The organism is Gilvimarinus xylanilyticus, assembly GCF_024195295.1.
GTDB classification, from domain to species: Bacteria; Pseudomonadota; Gammaproteobacteria; order Pseudomonadales; family Cellvibrionaceae; genus Gilvimarinus; species Gilvimarinus xylanilyticus.
In genome coordinates this window covers 66,998-81,698 of sequence record NZ_JAMFTH010000001.1, presented here as the reverse complement: position 1 = coordinate 81,698, position 14,701 = coordinate 66,998, and the positions used below count along the sequence as shown (strand labels likewise).

At 55.0% G+C, this 14,701-nt stretch carries 14 protein-coding genes; all 14 read right to left on the bottom strand.

Translation table 11 applies throughout. The annotated features are described in order from the left end of the window. Window positions 1-39 precede the first annotated feature (39 nt). Entirely contained in the window at window positions 40-771 is a 732-nt protein-coding gene (phoU, locus tag M6D89_RS00340; RefSeq protein ID WP_253966039.1) for a phosphate signaling complex protein PhoU, read from the bottom strand. 91 nt (window positions 772-862) lie between these two features. Continuing rightward, entirely contained in the window at window positions 863-1,633 is a 771-nt protein-coding gene (gene pstB / locus M6D89_RS00335; RefSeq protein ID WP_272496036.1) for a phosphate ABC transporter ATP-binding protein PstB, read from the bottom strand. Between the two features lie 160 nt (window positions 1,634-1,793). After that, complete coding sequence (gene pstA / locus M6D89_RS00330) at window positions 1,794-3,461, bottom strand: phosphate ABC transporter permease PstA (protein ID WP_253966038.1); 1,668 nt, start codon at window positions 3,459-3,461, stop codon at window positions 1,794-1,796. A gap of 18 nt (window positions 3,462-3,479) precedes the next feature. Beyond that, window positions 3,480-5,765, bottom strand: coding sequence for an ABC transporter permease subunit (locus M6D89_RS00325; RefSeq protein WP_253966037.1), 2,286 nt, complete (start codon window positions 5,763-5,765; stop codon window positions 3,480-3,482). A 131-nt stretch (window positions 5,766-5,896) separates the two neighbouring features. Continuing rightward, complete coding sequence (locus tag M6D89_RS00320; RefSeq protein ID WP_253966036.1) at window positions 5,897-6,865, bottom strand: PstS family phosphate ABC transporter substrate-binding protein; 969 nt, start codon at window positions 6,863-6,865, stop codon at window positions 5,897-5,899. Between the two features lie 186 nt (window positions 6,866-7,051). Then, window positions 7,052-7,669: a Yip1 family protein gene (locus M6D89_RS00315; protein ID WP_253966035.1), complete on the bottom strand. Its 618-nt coding sequence runs from the start codon at window positions 7,667-7,669 to the stop codon at window positions 7,052-7,054. A 150-nt stretch (window positions 7,670-7,819) separates the two neighbouring features. After that, window positions 7,820-8,221, bottom strand: a complete 402-nt coding sequence (locus M6D89_RS00310) for a ClpXP protease specificity-enhancing factor (protein ID WP_253966034.1) — start codon at window positions 8,219-8,221, stop codon at window positions 7,820-7,822. 53 nt (window positions 8,222-8,274) lie between these two features. Next, entirely contained in the window at window positions 8,275-8,904 is a 630-nt protein-coding gene (locus M6D89_RS00305; RefSeq protein WP_253966033.1) for a glutathione S-transferase N-terminal domain-containing protein, read from the bottom strand. Between the two features lie 54 nt (window positions 8,905-8,958). Continuing rightward, on the bottom strand, window positions 8,959-11,010 hold the full coding sequence (locus M6D89_RS00300; RefSeq protein WP_253966032.1) for a ubiquinol-cytochrome c reductase: 2,052 nt from the start codon (window positions 11,008-11,010) through the stop codon (window positions 8,959-8,961). Between the two features lie 2 nt (window positions 11,011-11,012). After that, on the bottom strand, window positions 11,013-11,606 hold the full coding sequence (petA, locus tag M6D89_RS00295; protein WP_253966031.1) for a ubiquinol-cytochrome c reductase iron-sulfur subunit: 594 nt from the start codon (window positions 11,604-11,606) through the stop codon (window positions 11,013-11,015). A 271-nt stretch (window positions 11,607-11,877) separates the two neighbouring features. Further along, window positions 11,878-12,270: a 30S ribosomal protein S9 gene (gene rpsI, locus M6D89_RS00290; protein ID WP_253966030.1), complete on the bottom strand. Its 393-nt coding sequence runs from the start codon at window positions 12,268-12,270 to the stop codon at window positions 11,878-11,880. A gap of 14 nt (window positions 12,271-12,284) precedes the next feature. Further along, window positions 12,285-12,713 carry a 50S ribosomal protein L13 gene (rplM, locus tag M6D89_RS00285; protein WP_253966029.1) on the bottom strand — a complete coding sequence of 143 codons (429 nt, stop codon included), beginning with the start codon at window positions 12,711-12,713 and terminating at the stop codon, window positions 12,285-12,287. Window positions 12,714-12,839: 126 nt separating this feature from the next. After that, window positions 12,840-13,943, bottom strand: coding sequence for a cell division protein ZapE (gene zapE, locus M6D89_RS00280; RefSeq protein WP_253966028.1), 1,104 nt, complete (start codon window positions 13,941-13,943; stop codon window positions 12,840-12,842). Beyond that, complete coding sequence (locus M6D89_RS00275) at window positions 13,940-14,611, bottom strand: alpha/beta hydrolase (RefSeq protein ID WP_253966027.1); 672 nt, start codon at window positions 14,609-14,611, stop codon at window positions 13,940-13,942. Before M6D89_RS00275 ends, zapE begins: the two co-directional genes overlap by 4 nt. Window positions 14,612-14,701: the final 90 nt, after the last annotated feature.

Below are 14,701 nucleotides of genomic sequence, written 5' to 3'. Positions count from 1 at the left end.
ATTTAACCGCGATGAAGCCCGAAAGTAAAACCGAGCGACCTATTCTCCATCCTCTTGATCTTGGCCCAGCTGCTCTTCAATCTCTTCAATGCTGCCGTGGCGTACATCTTCGCCCATTACCAGATAAACCACATACTGGGCGATATTGCGCGCGTGGTCGCCGATACGCTCCAGCGCTCGCAGCGACCACATAATATTCAGCACCCGGGTAATACTGCGGGGGTCTTCAATCATGTAGGTGATCATCTCGCGCATGGCGGTGGAGTATTCCATATCCACAGTACGATCGGTTTGCACGACTTTAAGTGCCACATCCAGATCCAGGCGGGCAAAGGCGTCGAGCGCCTCGTGCAGCATCCGCGAGACATGATTGCCAATATGACGCATTTCCACATAACCGCGCGGCGCGGCGCCGTCGCGGCTTAACGCAATGGCCTGACGGGCAATTTTACTCGCCTCGTCGCCAATGCGCTCCAAGTCGGTAATCGCTTTGGTCACCGCTATCACCAAACGCAAGTCGCCGGCGGCGGGCTGACGCTTGGCGAGAATGCGCACACACTCTTCATCAATGGACACTTCCATGGAGTTAACCTTGCGATCGCCGTGGACCACCTGCTCGGCCTTCTCCAGATCCACCTCAATCATCGCGGTAATGGCATCGTTAACCTGGCGCTCAGCCATGCCGCCCATTTCCGCGAGGTGGGTTTTAATATCGTCCAGCTCGATGTTGTACTGCTGGGAAATGTGATGCGTATGACTAGTAATATCCATGACGAGGGTCTTCTGCTGTAATTAAGGTTACCGGGGGCGAACCAGCGACCCGCGGGCCGCTGAAAAATCTAGGCTGTTTTTCCACAGCCTACTAGCCGTAGCGACCGGTAATATAGTCTTCGGTTTGTTTCTCAGTGGGATTGGTGAACAAGGTATCGGTATCACCGAACTCGATCAAATCCCCCATGTACATAAAGGCAGTGTAATCGGATACCCGGGCCGCCTGCTGCATATTATGGGTCACAATCACAATGGTGTACTTGTCTTTGAGCTCGTAAATCAACTCTTCAATTTTTAAAGTCGAAATCGGGTCCAGCGCCGAAGCCGGTTCATCGAGCAAAATGACTTCCGGCTCAATCGCAATCGCGCGGGCAATGACCAAACGCTGCTGCTGACCGCCAGACAGGCCGAAGGCGTTGTCGTGCAAACGGTCTTTTACTTCATCCCACAAGGCTGCACCGCGCAGCGAATTCTCGACCACGGTATCCAAAGTGCGCTTGGATTTCACGCCCTGTAAACGCAAACCATAGGCGACGTTTTCGTAAATAGACTTGGGAAAAGGGTTGGGCTTTTGGAACACCATTCCAATTTGACGGCGCAGCTCGGCCACATCCACGGATTTGCGGTAAATGTCGTCGCCATCGAGGAGAATTTTGCCCTCAATCCGACAGCTGTCTACCAGATCGTTCATGCGGTTAAAGCAGCGCAGCAAGGTCGATTTACCACAGCCCGAGGGGCCGATAAAAGCGGTCACCTTTTTCTCGGGGATATCCAGACTGATGTTGTTCAGCGCACGCTTTTCGCCGTAATAGAGGTTGAGATTTTCAACCTCCAGCTTAATGGTTTCATTTTCCATAGACATAGATTCTGTTCGATCATGAGGGTGCGGTTCGGCATCGCTGCGCGCACTGTTATCGTGCGACTCTACCACAGCACGGTATTGTGCGGCACTGTCTGCCGTCTCGGTCGGGGCATTGGTTTCGGCAACGTCGGTCGTCTCTAACATGGTTAAACTCCCGTGATTAATCTGAGGCGCTGCGGTATTTTTCCCGCAAGCTGTTGCGAATTCGAATGGCGGTTAAGTTGAGCACGATAATCAGCAACACCAGCGTTAGGGCCGTGGCGTAGACCAACGGGCGCGCCGCCTCGACATTGGGACTTTGGAAACCCACATCGTAAATATGGAAGCCCAGGTGCATGATTTTCTGATCCAGGTGCAAATAGGGGTAGTTGCCATCGATCGGCAGCGACGGCGCCAGTTTAACCACCCCCACCAGCATCAGCGGCGCCACTTCACCGGCGGCGCGGGCAATAGCCAAAATTAGACCGGTCATCATCGCCGGAGTGGCCAGAGGCACCACTACCTTCCACAAGGTTTCAGATTTAGTCGCCCCCAGCGCCAGTGAACCCTGACGAATGGTGGTGGGAATACGCGATAGCCCCTCTTCGGTAGAGACAATCACCACCGGCAAAGTCAGCAGCGCCAGGGTCAACGAGGCCCAGAACAGGCCGGGCGTGCCAAAGGTTGGCGCGGGCAGAGATTCGGGGTAAAAAAGCTCGTCGATACTGCCCCCCAGGAAGTAAACAAAAAAGCCCAGGCCGAACACCCCGTACACAATCGAGGGCACACCGGCCAGGTTGTAGACCGAAATACGGATTAAACGCAGTACCGGCCCCTGCTTGGCGTATTCACGCAGGTAAATCGCCGCCAAAACGCCAAAGGGTGTGACGATAATCGACATTACCAACACCATGGTGATAGTGCCGAAAATGGCCGGGAAAATACCCCCTTCGGTGTTGGCCTCGCGGGGCTCGTCGGTCAGGAACTCCCAAAAGCGCTCCAGGTACTGTCCCATTTTGCCCACTACCCCCATCGCATTGGGGCGGGTCACCCGCACAATATTGTGCAGCGGAATATTCACCTGAGTACCGGAGGCCACTTCGGCCACCAGTGTGTCGCGCTCGAGCTGATGGTACAGCTCATCGCGCTCAGCCTTTACCTGGCGGTATTGCGCGTCCAGCTCGGCCTTACGGGCACTGAACTCGGCATCGGCCTCAGCCAGAGCAGAGGCATCGGCCCCATCCAGCTCCATGCGGCGACGCTCCAGACGGATACGCTCCAGCTCGTGGTTGATGCGGCCAATATCGACTTTCTCGATATGGGTAATTTCATCGTGAAGCTCAACACTGCGCTCAACGGCCTCGTCCAAAGCCTGCCAGAAGCCTTCTTCAGAACTATTGAACAGCACCTCGCCCTCTTGCTCCAGCGCTACCGGAAAGCCGTAAAAGCCGCCCCACTCGCGACGCTCGATGACCATGGCGTTTTCCGGGTATTCCCAGTCCGCCATACCGGTTTCCATATACCAGTTAAAGTCCCGCCCGCTGACATCACGGTTGCCCTGTTTAATCAAATAGCGGGTCACCAGCTCGACATCCTCGGGCAGACTGTAGCCGCCATCGCGGGCCACAGCGGCGGGAATGGTTTCCGAGCGCACACGCTCGCCCAAAATCACATGCTGCTCACCGCTTTTATCGACAATGGTGGTCTGCAGGACATCGGCGGGCCAGAAATGGCCGAAACCGCGTACCGCAATCAAGCCAATCAGGCCCACAACCATCACCACACACAGGGCCACAGCTCCACCGTTGAGCCAGATCCAGGGGGCGCCACTTTTTAACCAAGTTTTCATTCTGTGTCGTCTCCGGGTTTATAGGTTGCTGTAACGTTTACGCAGGCGCTGACGAATAATTTCCGCGCAGGTATTGACGATAAAGGTCAGCGCCAGGAGCACCAACGCCGCCAGGAACAACACCCTAAAGTGGGTACTGGCGACCGCCGTCTCTGGCAGCTCCACGGCAATATTGGCCGACAGAGTCCGCATACCCTCAAAGATATTGAAATTCACCACAGGGCTGTTACCGGTCGCCATCAGCACGATCATGGTTTCGCCCACAGCGCGACCAAAACCCATCATCACAGCCGAGAAAATACCCGGGCTGGCGGTGGGCAACACCACCCCAACCACGGTCTGCCAGCGGGTCGCCCCCAGGGCCAATGACCCCTGACTGAGGTGACGCGGCACGTTAAAGATGGCGTCTTCGGCAATGGAAAAGATGGTGGGAATCACCGCAAAGCCCATGGCGATACCCACCACTAAAGCGTTGCGCTGATCGTAATTAATGCCATTATCGGTAAACCACTGACGCATACTGCCCGAGAAGAACCACACTTCCATATGAGGGCTCATGGCCACACAGAACCACCCTGTCAGCAACACCGGCACAATCAAAATGGCCGCTTCCCAACCCTCGGGGACACTGGTGCGAATACTCTGGGGCAAACGCGACCAGGCGAAACCCACCACTACCATCATCAGCGGCATTAAAATCAGAACGCTAAAAATGGCAGGCAGGTGATTTTCCAGAAACGGCGCGAGCCACAGACCCGCCAAGAAACCCAGAATTACCGTGGGCAGCGCTTCCATAATTTCAATTGTGGGCTTGACCAGGCCGCGCATTTTGGGGGTCATAAAATAGGCGGTATAGAGTGCGCCCATAATGCCCAGCGGAATGGCAAACAGCATGGCGAACAGCGCCGCCTTGAGCGTGCCCAGCGATAGAGGCACCAAACTCATTTTGGATTCAAAACCGTCGCCGCCCGACGAGGCCTGCCACACATACTCGGGCCCTTCGCGTCCCTCGTACCACACCTTCTGCCAGAGCGAGCTAAACGACACCTCGGGGTGTTCGTTCCATACATCCATGACCTGGACGGCGCCCGAATTATCCAGCACCAACATTTTGCGGTTAATCGGTGAGATCGCGATCTGCTCAATCGCCGAGTCGGCCACCTGCTCAATCATCAAAGTCTGAGATGCAGTGCCGTGATAAACGCCAACACTGCCTTCGGCATCACCTACCCAGAAACCGCGACGGGCGTATTCCGGGGCAATCGTCGTGACCGAGGCGGGCAAGGATTCAAAATCACGCACCGGCTCTATGTGATAGATATTGTCCGCATCGCGCACCAGCAGCCACTGGCTGACGCTGCCGGAATCAGTACCCACTACGACCGAGCCTGTGCCCACCAGAAATTCCAGCGCCGTAACCTGACCTCGCTCGGTATTCACCGTCTCCGTCAGCTTGGCGGAATTACTGTTGGAGATATCGTACAAATGCAACTGGCTCTGATCATCGGCAACCAACAAATGCTGCACGGTCTGATCGACCTGAACAAATTCAGCCTGGGCACCACCTGGTAAGGCGGGCAATTGCTCAACCGAGCCTGTGGTAATCACTTCGCCGGTCATCAGGTTTTCGCGACTGCTATAGCGTCCCAGCAATAGGCGATTATCCTGGGTAACCGCTGCCAGCACATAACCCTTAGACGTAGCCTGAGCCGCAAGATGAGTCAGGCTACGGCCCTGTTCATCGATCTGCAGAGGCGTTTCTCCCAAGGGATAGAGCACCTCGGGAGTAATCTCACGTTGATCATTGGGATAGCTTAAGCGGTAATTCAGCTGGGCCAGGGACACTTGGCCCTTGCCATCACCAAACGCCAAAACCCCATCGGCGGGGACCCCGGCGGCAAAGGCCGTTAAATTATCGGCACTGGGCCCCTGAATAGGAAAATTAACTGTGGGCTCACCACTGTCGGCCGCAAAAAAGCTGACACCTTCAGGGGTTATGGTCGCGCCCAGTTCCTCGTAACGTTCGAGCACTAAATGCTTAACAGCGGGCGTCTGGACACCGGTAGCGGTCAGCGGGTAGGACTCGGCCAGGTCCACGTCGGCATCTTTTAACAATGGGGCGACTTCAGAGAACAAATAGAAAAAGATAAGCCCCAGGGCACCCACCACCGCCAGGCCGGCCGTTGCCACCCCCCAGTGTGAGAGACGGTCCTTAACACGCCGTAGATTGCGTAACCGCGCCCTTTCACGAGCGTTGGGCATCAGGCTTGCGCCCGCCTGTTCAGCGGAAGTAGTGTCACTCATTACCAGTTAATCCCGATAAATAAATTAAAGCATTTGCGCGCCTGGAGCCTCGCCCACAGCCAAAGGGGCAACAGCGAGACTAAAGGCGGTAGATTGCGATGGTCGGCTAACGCCGACCGTCGTAGCCCGGGCTATAGACCCAGTTCGTTGGTCACGCGCTCGGCGACTTTGGCGGGCAGAGGAATATACCCATCGCGAACCACGACCTCTTGACCCTGCTTGGAAATCACCATTTTCAGGAACTCGGCCTGCATGGGGTCCAGCGGACGGTTGGGATGCTTGTTGATGTAGACATAGAGAAAGCGCGCCATGGGGTAGCTGCCATCGGCGGCGTGCTCGGCATCGGCCGGGGCATAGGGCTGACCTTCTTCAGCGGCCAAGGGCAAGGCACGCACGCTGGAAGTCACATAGCCGATACCTGAGTAACCGATACCGTTTACCGATTCACTCACGCCCTGGACCACTGAGGCCGAACCCGGCTGCTCGTTAATGCTGGCTTTATAGTCGCCGCCACACAGGGCGACGTCTTTAAAGAAACCGTAGGTACCGGATACCGCGTTGCGGCTGTAAATGGTGAAGTCGCGGTTATCCCAGGCGCCATCTAAACCCAGCTGACCCCAGCGGGTGATATCTTCACCGTAACCACAACGGCGGGTTGCGGAAAAGACTGCATCCACTTCGGCCATAGTCATGCCTTCAATGGGGTTATCTTTATTGACGTAAACCGCCACCACATCAATTGCTACCGGGACAGCAGTGGGCTTGTAACCATAGTGAGCTTCAAAAGCGCGGATTTCCGAGGCCTTCATCTCGCGGCTCATCGGGCCGAAGTTGGCGGTGCCCTCGGTCAGAGCCGGTGGAGCGGTAGAGGAACCTGCCCCCTGAATCTGAATATTGACGTTGGGGTAATACTTAGCGAACTCTTCGGCCCACAGCGTCATCAGGTTGTTCAGGGTATCGGAACCGATGCTGTTTACGTTGCCGGATACGCCCGAGACGGCCTCGTATTCGGCAAGATTGGGGTCGACATCGGCAAAGGCCGTGCTGCACAGCAGCGAACTGGCCAGAGCCAGACCACGGATAATTTTGCTGGCTTTCATGGAGCGCTCCTCGGTAAGTTATGTCGCAAAATTTTTAACTCGGGCGCACTCTATCGAGCCTATATGACAGTTATATGACAACCTGTAAGGAAATTGTCACAAAAAATACATATTGCTTTTAGGCTCTTTAAGCAGACATAAAAAAAGCGGCACTGAGGCCGCTTTTGATCATTCTTTCCAAAGGAATTAGCTCACGTACACAGGCCCCATTCCCGTACCCCAGACAATCACGGTGGCCACCATCACCACCACCGCCAGTACCAGACCCACGGTAATGACCGAGCTGGCATAGACGAATCCGCGCTCTTTGGGGATATTCATCAAAATAGGAATGCCCTCATAAATCAGGTAAATAGAGTAGCAGGCCGCCAAAATAAAGACTCCGGCCACCAGCCATAGCTCGGGATAGAGCAAGACCACGCCCGCCAACATCATTGGGGTGGCTGAATACACCGCGAGTGCAGTCCCTTCGTAGTGGCGTTTAGAGGCAGCATCGGTGACGCCAAAACTGTGACTCATCCAGTTAATGTACTCCCCCAGAACATAGACCGCCGCCAACTGAGCCAGGTAAGCAAAAGCGCAGAGAATCAGGGCACTGTCGGCGGTCAGCTTGACGATACCGCCGCTGCCAATACTCCACCCCTGCTGCGTAACGCCAAAATAGGCGCAAACCACAGGAATCAAAGCCAGCAGAGGCACATGCGTCCAATAAACTTTGAAAAAGCTTTGCTCTTCGTTACGAATGCGCTGCCATTCGCGATCCGGGTTGGTGAAAATCCCAAAGGTATGCTGCAACATCGCCATCTTACGTCTCCTACAACTGATTTTTATTATTCAGGAATGTGTAGGTTTAAGATAACAACTGCGCCGCCTGGGCAACAAAGAAGTAATTGCTATATTAAGCTGATCACTAAATGCTCAGCGAAATATAGCAAGACAAGGGGTAACAACCCGTTACTTAACCACTCGCAAGCTGGGTCGTTTCTCCTCAGACCCCTCAGGTTTACTCGGCTCTGGAGGAGTCGGCGGTTCCGGCTCAGGCTCAGATTCAAACACCATACCCTGACCATTTTCCCGGGCGTAGATCCCCATCACCGCATAGGTAGGTACAAACAGATCCTGTGGCACACCGCCAAAGCGAGCGTTAAAGGTAATTGCCTCCAGGCCCAAATCCAGATCCACCACTGAGATGGGGGAGATATTGAGCACAATCTGGCCTTCTTTGTTGACATGCTGCTGTGGCACCTCAACCCCGGTAGCCTTGGCGTTCACCAGCATATAAGGGGTGCAGGCATTATCTACAATCCACTCGTAGAGTGCGCGAATCATATAGGGGCGGCTTGAGCTCATGGACATAGTCGGGCTCCGGACAAATGAAAAGAGAAAAACGGGGCCAACGGCCCCGAGCTTTAATTCATTTCCCGCTCTGACTCGGTCAGACTTTGCTGGAAAGAATCGCGGGAGAACAGCCTCTCCATATACTGTTTAAGAGGCTGGCTGGGACGGGTGTTGGGCAATTCAATGCCCAGATCATTCAGGCGCCACAAAATGGGCCCTAAACAGCAATCGACAATCGTAAACTCTTCGCTCATAAAAAATGGCATTTCGGCAAAGATAGGCGCAATGGTGAGCAGGCTGTCTTTGAGCTCTTTGCGCGCATGGGCAACACTTTCATCGTCTTTGTCTTGCACAATAGTGTCTACCAGGGGCGCCCAGTCACGCTCCAGGCGGTACATCCACAGGCGACTTTGGGCTCGCGCCACCGGATAAACCGGCAGCAGCGGTGGATGAGGAAAACGCTCATCCAGATACTCCATAATCACTTTTGACTCGTACAGAGACAAGTCCCGGTCCACCAGGGTGGGCAGGGTATTGTAGGGGTTTAAATCGGCGAGCTCGCGAGGTTTGCTAACCGCATTCCCCTCGATCATATCCACTGAAACACCTTTTTCAGCTAATACAATGCGTACCCGATGGCTATAGTGATCCGTGGGATCTGAATAAAAAATCATGGATGAGCGCTTAGTCACAACACCCATTAGTCACCTCAGTATTTATCGTTTGATGGGAGCGGGCCATAGCCCGCTCTAAAATCAGTGAATACCTTTCCAGTACTCACGGTTTAATAGGTAGGTAAAGACGAACAGTACACTCAAAAACAGCAGAACAAACACACCGATGCGCTTGCGATCCAGCTGTGAAGGCTCGGCCACATACTCTAAAAAGTTCACCAGGTCGTAGATAGCGCGATCGAATTCTTCCTCGCTCATGCTGCCCTTGATATCACCTTCCACCAGGCCACCACAGTGCTCGTCCATCACCAGGTTACCCAGGTTGTCGCGCTCGGCGTTGCCGTGGCTGTCCAGCTTGGGGCCGGCACCACACTCGTGCAGCCCCTGCAGCTCCATCATCACATGGGGCATACCCACATTGGCAAACACGCGGTTGTTAACCCCCAGAGGGCGCGACTCATCTTTATAGAAATTGCGCAGGTAGGTGTACAACCACTCGGGTGAGCGAGAGCGGGCTACCAGAGTCAGGTCCGGCGGCGCGGCACCAAACCACTTTTTGCCCTGCTCTTTGGTCATGGCGTTTTCCATCAAATCGCCGATACGACGATCGCCAAACACCAAGTTGTCCATCATCACATCGTCAGGAATACCCAGATCATCGGCCACGCGGCCATAGCGGGAAAACTTGGCCGAGTGACAACCCATGCAGTAGTTGACGAAATACTTGGCCCCGCGCTGCAGCGACGCCTTGTTTTCCAGGTCCGGCTCCATGGTGTCGCAGGGGATAGAGCCACAGGCAAAGTGACTCTCGGCGCCCACTGCTTTAATGGGCACAACCACCAGCAGGATAAACAGCGCAAAACCGCCCAGCGTCAGATGCGCCGGCAAGCCTTTCATTTTCACGCGCTCGGGCTCGGGCAGAGTCTTCTCGCGCTTGGTCCAGAAAGGCATCGCGATAAAGTAGGCAAAGTACAAAATGGTACAAACTTGCGACAAAATCGTACGACCGGGAGTCGGCGCCTTCACACCCAAGTAACCCAGAATCACAAACGCGGCGGCAAATACTATCAGTGCAATACGGCTGATGTTGCCCTTGTAGCGCATAGACTTAACCGGGCTCTTATCCAGCCAGGGCAGCACGAACAAGATGGCAATCGCCGCGCCCATGGCAATCAGACCCAGGAACTTGGAACTCAAAGGCCCAATATCAAAAGTCACTGCGCGCAGAATCGCGTAGAAAGGCGTGAAGTACCAAACAGGTGCAATATGCTCGGGGGTCTTCAGATTATTCGCTTCTTCAAAGTTGGCGTACTCCAGGAAGAAACCGCCCATCTCCGGCATAAAGAAAAGCACAAAGCAGAACACAAACAAGAAGACAGAAACGCCCACCAAGTCGTGCACGGTGTAGAAGGGGTGGAAAGCCACACCGTCTTTAGGCACACCGTTTTCGTCTTTGTTTTTCTTGATCTCTACACCGTCCGGGTTGTTAGAACCCACTTCGTGCAGTGCCAACAGGTGCAGCACCACCAAGCCCAACAGCACAATGGGCAGTGCCACCACGTGCAGAGCAAAGAAACGGTTCAGGGTAATCCCCGAAATCAGATAGTCACCGCGCACCCACTCTACCAGTGCATCGCCAATGACCGGAATCGCTCCGGCAAGCGACACAATCACCTGAGCGCCCCAGTAAGACATTTGGCCCCAAGGCAGTACATAGCCCATAAAGGCTTCGGCCATGAGTACCAGGTAGATGGTCATACCGAAAATCCACACCAGCTCGCGAGGCGCCTTATAAGAGCCGTACATCAAGCCGCGGAACATATGCAGGTAAACCACCACAAAAAAGGCGGAGGCACCCGTGGAGTGCATATAGCGCAAAATCCAGCCGTAATCGACATCGCGCATGATGTACTCGACCGAGGCGAAGGCCTCTTCGGCGCTGGGCGTGTAATTCATGGTCAGCCAGATACCGGTCAGCAGCTGGTTAACCAGCACCAGAATCGACAAAACCCCGAAGAAATACCAAAAGTTAAAGTTTTTGGGCGCGTAGTACTTACCCATGTGGGTATCCCAGGCGCGCTGTACCGGCAGGCGGGCATCAACCCAATTCCATAGACCTTTTAACTTGCTCATGCTTATGCCTCCTGATCCACGCCGATGGTTAACACAGAGTCGCTGTCGTACCTATGGGGCGGCACTTGCAAGTTAATGGGCGCGGGCACACCTTTGAAAACGCGGCCGGCCAAATCGAACTTAGAACCGTGACAGGGGCAGAAAAAACCACCCTGCCAGTTATCTCCGCCTAAATCGGCAGCGCCGACCTCAGGTCGAAACATAGGCGCGCAGCCCAGGTGGGTACACAAACCCAGCAAAACCAATACCTCTGGCTTAATCGAGCGGGCGTGGTTTTGAGCGTAGGGAGGCTGTTGGGGCTCTTCGGAATTGGGGTCGCGCACCAAGTCGTCGGTTTTAGTGAGGTTCTCGAGGGCCTCTTCGGTGCGGCGCACGATATACACGGGCTTGCCGCGCCACTCGACGGTAATCATGGCACCCGGTTCAATTTTACTGATATTCACCTGCACCGGTGCACCGGCGGCTTTCGCCTTGGCACTCGGATTCCAGGACCCGACAAACGGGACCGCAACGCCCACTGCACCAATAGCGCCCACTACACTTGTGGCGCCGGTGAGTACACGGCGGCGTGTTTTGTTGACAACGTCATCGCTCATGACGACTTCTCCCCTAACAGCATCGACGGCTAAAAATCACTGATTTTCAAAGATTTAGATAGATCTTATTGTCTTAAAAAATTGCTCAATCTTAATGAATATGCGCGCCCGTTACAAGGAAAAGCGCGCAAGGCCGCGCCCGGTAAGGGCTGGCGAGAAACTCGGACAAATAGATCTAACAACTATGCGATAGGCAAATACGAAAAAAGCGCCCCAGGCAAAGCCCGGGACGCTTTTCCGCATCTGTGCTGCACAGCAGCAAAAAACCCAATTAACGCTTGGAGAACTGTGGCTTTTTGCGAGCTTTGCGCAGACCGACTTTCTTACGCTCAACTTCGCGCGAATCGCGGGTTACATAACCCTCGGCACGCAGCGGCTGACGCAGAGTTTCGTCGTATTCAATCAAAGCGCGAGTCAGACCGTGGCGAATAGCGCCCGCCTGACCAAAACTACCGCCGCCGGCGACAGTGGCTTTAACGTCGAACTTTTCCGTCAGATCGGCGGTCTGCAGCGGCTGACGCACAACCATCTGCGCAACTTCGCGACCGAAATACTGATCCAGCGGACGACCATTAATGGTGATTGTACCTGTGCCGGGTGTAATGAACACTCGAGCGGTCGAGGTCTTACGACGGCCGGTACCGTAATATTGAGTAACTGCCATAATCAGCTTTCCGTTTAGATGTTAAGTTCTTGCGGCTGCTGAGCAGTGTGCGGATGCTCACTACCTGCGTACACTTTCAGCTTGTTGAACATAGCTCGACCGAGCGGACCACGCGGCAGCATGCCTTTTACAGCACTCTGAATAACGCGCTCTGGGGCCTTTTCGATCAGCTTCTCAAAGCTCATTGACTTGATGCCACCGATGTAACCAGTGTGACGATAGTACATCTTGTCAGTCGCTTTTTTACCGGTCACAGCAACTTTCTCTGCGTTAATGACTACGATGTAGTCACCGGTGTCAACATGCGGGGTGTACTCAGGTTTGTGCTTTCCGCGCAGACGAGTAGCGATCTCGGTAGCCATACGGCCCAGAGTCTTACCTTCTGCATCGATGACGAACCAATCGCGAACGACCGATTCTGCTTTAGCACTATATGTCTTCATGTTATACCTGCCTACTAGGTGGTGCTTCCCACAAAAGAGCGCGAATACTACATAAGCACCGACACCTTTTCAAGCTCTTTTTAGGCTTTTTTCTATCTTTTTCACCACAGAATATCGGTGCGACTTTTAAGGCCTGTGGGGCCGGGCCAGATACTCGCGACTGCGCATCTCCAACAAGCGGCTGGCGGTGCGCTCAAATTCAAACCCCAAGCGCCCGCCGCCGTACAAACGGGTCAAAGGTTCGGCCGCCGAGACTACCAGCTTTACATGGCGATCGTAAAACTCATCCACCAGATTGATAAAGCGGCGCGCCTGATCGTCTTTATCGCCCCCCAGCTGCGGCACATCCGAGACAATCACCGAATGAAACTCCCGCGCCAGCTCAATATAGTCATTTTGCGAACGCGGCCCGTCGCACAGCTCGGCAAAATCGAACCAGGCGATATCGTCGGCGACAAACCTGGCTTTAATGGGACGCCCCTCCACCTCTAATTTAATATCGGCGCGCTTATGCGCACCGGCCGGGGCCAAGCTGTCGTAGGCGCGGGCAAGCCCCTGCTCCGCGGCCTCGCCCAGGGGGGTGTAATAAAGCTCGGCCTGCTCCAGGGCGCGCAGACGGTAATCCACACCACCATCGACATTGATCACTTTGGTGTGTTTTTGCAGCAGATCAATGGCGGGCAAAAAGCGAACCCGCTGTAAGCCGTCTTTATATAGCCCCGCAGGCTCAATATTGGAGGTCGCCACCAGGGTAACGCCGCGTCGAAACAAGCCATCGAGCAGTCCCGCCAGGATCATGGCGTCGGTGATATCACTGACGAAAAACTCATCAAAGCAGATCACTCGAGCCTCATCGGCAATGGTATCGGCCACCTGCTCCAGGGGGTTCTTTTGCCCTGCCCGTGCTTTTAACTCGCGGTGCACACGACGCATAAAGCGGTGAAAATGCACGCGCATTTTGTGATCGAATGGCAGGCTTTCGTAAAAGTTATCCATCAGATAAGTTTTACCGCGCCCTACTCCGCCCCAAAAATACAGGCCGCGCACGGGCGGCACCTCAGTCCGCCCGCGCAACCGGTCCCACAGGCCGGGCCTGGGGGCGGGCTTTAGCAGAGCTTCGTAAAGCTGCTGCAGCGCCTCTACCGCCTGAGCCTGAGACTCATCGCGACGAAAGCCCTCGCGCTGCAGGTCGGCCTGATATCGTGCTCGGGGAGAGAGTGTCTCGCTCACGCGCCACCCTCCGGCGGCAACAGCCGCTGCAGATCAGCGCTAAGCGTCTCTTTTAATGCCACCAGCTGGCCGTGAAAAAAGTGCCCGGTGTCGGCAAAGGCGTGATAGCGGACCACCCCGCGCAGTGACTCAGACCAAGTCTTTACTGCCTGGGCTTCAACGCGCTCGTCCCTCTCGCCCTGAAGCACGGTGAGCGGTGCGTTAAATTGTCCCTCGCGATCAAAGTCGTAGCGAGGTATGGGCGGCGCCACCAAACACAAATGGGCGGCATTAACGTGGTAGCTGGCGCGGGCGGCCACCGACGAGCCAAAAGAAAAACCGGCAACCAGAAACTCCGCGCCCGGCCTGGCCGCTTCGGCGGCGCGAAGCACCGCTAACATATCATCCACCTCGCCCACGGCGTGATCGTGCTCCCCCTCGCTCGCCCCCACGCCGCGAAAATTAAACCGCAAACTGTCTACCCCCAGATCGCGATAACACCGCTGCAGGGTTGTCACCACCTTGTTGTCCATTGTGCCGCCGTGCAGTGGGTGCGGGTGAGCGACAACCGCACACAGGTTGCGCCCCCTGTAGGGGCCGTTCGCGTCGCCCGCGCTGGCGGCCACCTCAAGACGACCGGCGGGGCCGTCCAGGGTAAACTTTCCTTTTTGGGCAAATACATCAGTCATGGTGAACCTTTATTTATGAAGCTGGGTGCAGCAACTTGCGCCCACACCTCTCTTTACAGAACAAAAAACCGTATAATACCGTTTAGAGTC

What these genes read in the sequence shown, in the direction of transcription:
- phoU (WP_253966039.1), bottom strand. Translation starts at nt 771, where the DNA reads ATGGATATTACTAGTCATACGCATCACATTTCCCAGCAGTACAACATC.
- pstB (WP_272496036.1), bottom strand. Translation starts at nt 1,633, where the DNA reads ATGTCTATGGAAAATGAAACCATTAAGCTGGAGGTTGAAAATCTCAAC.
- pstA (WP_253966038.1), bottom strand. Translation starts at nt 3,461, where the DNA reads ATGAAAACTTGGTTAAAAAGTGGCGCCCCCTGGATCTGGCTCAACGGT.
- M6D89_RS00325 (WP_253966037.1), bottom strand. Translation starts at nt 5,765, where the DNA reads ATGAGTGACACTACTTCCGCTGAACAGGCGGGCGCAAGCCTGATGCCC.
- M6D89_RS00320 (WP_253966036.1), bottom strand. Translation starts at nt 6,865, where the DNA reads ATGAAAGCCAGCAAAATTATCCGTGGTCTGGCTCTGGCCAGTTCGCTG.
- M6D89_RS00315 (WP_253966035.1), bottom strand. Translation starts at nt 7,669, where the DNA reads ATGGCGATGTTGCAGCATACCTTTGGGATTTTCACCAACCCGGATCGC.
- M6D89_RS00310 (WP_253966034.1), bottom strand. Translation starts at nt 8,221, where the DNA reads ATGTCCATGAGCTCAAGCCGCCCCTATATGATTCGCGCACTCTACGAG.
- M6D89_RS00305 (WP_253966033.1), bottom strand. Translation starts at nt 8,904, where the DNA reads ATGGGTGTTGTGACTAAGCGCTCATCCATGATTTTTTATTCAGATCCC.
- M6D89_RS00300 (WP_253966032.1), bottom strand. Translation starts at nt 11,010, where the DNA reads ATGAGCAAGTTAAAAGGTCTATGGAATTGGGTTGATGCCCGCCTGCCG.
- petA (WP_253966031.1), bottom strand. Translation starts at nt 11,606, where the DNA reads ATGAGCGATGACGTTGTCAACAAAACACGCCGCCGTGTACTCACCGGC.
- rpsI (WP_253966030.1), bottom strand. Translation starts at nt 12,270, where the DNA reads ATGGCAGTTACTCAATATTACGGTACCGGCCGTCGTAAGACCTCGACC.
- rplM (WP_253966029.1), bottom strand. Translation starts at nt 12,713, where the DNA reads ATGAAGACATATAGTGCTAAAGCAGAATCGGTCGTTCGCGATTGGTTC.
- M6D89_RS00275 (WP_253966027.1), bottom strand. Translation starts at nt 14,611, where the DNA reads ATGACTGATGTATTTGCCCAAAAAGGAAAGTTTACCCTGGACGGCCCC.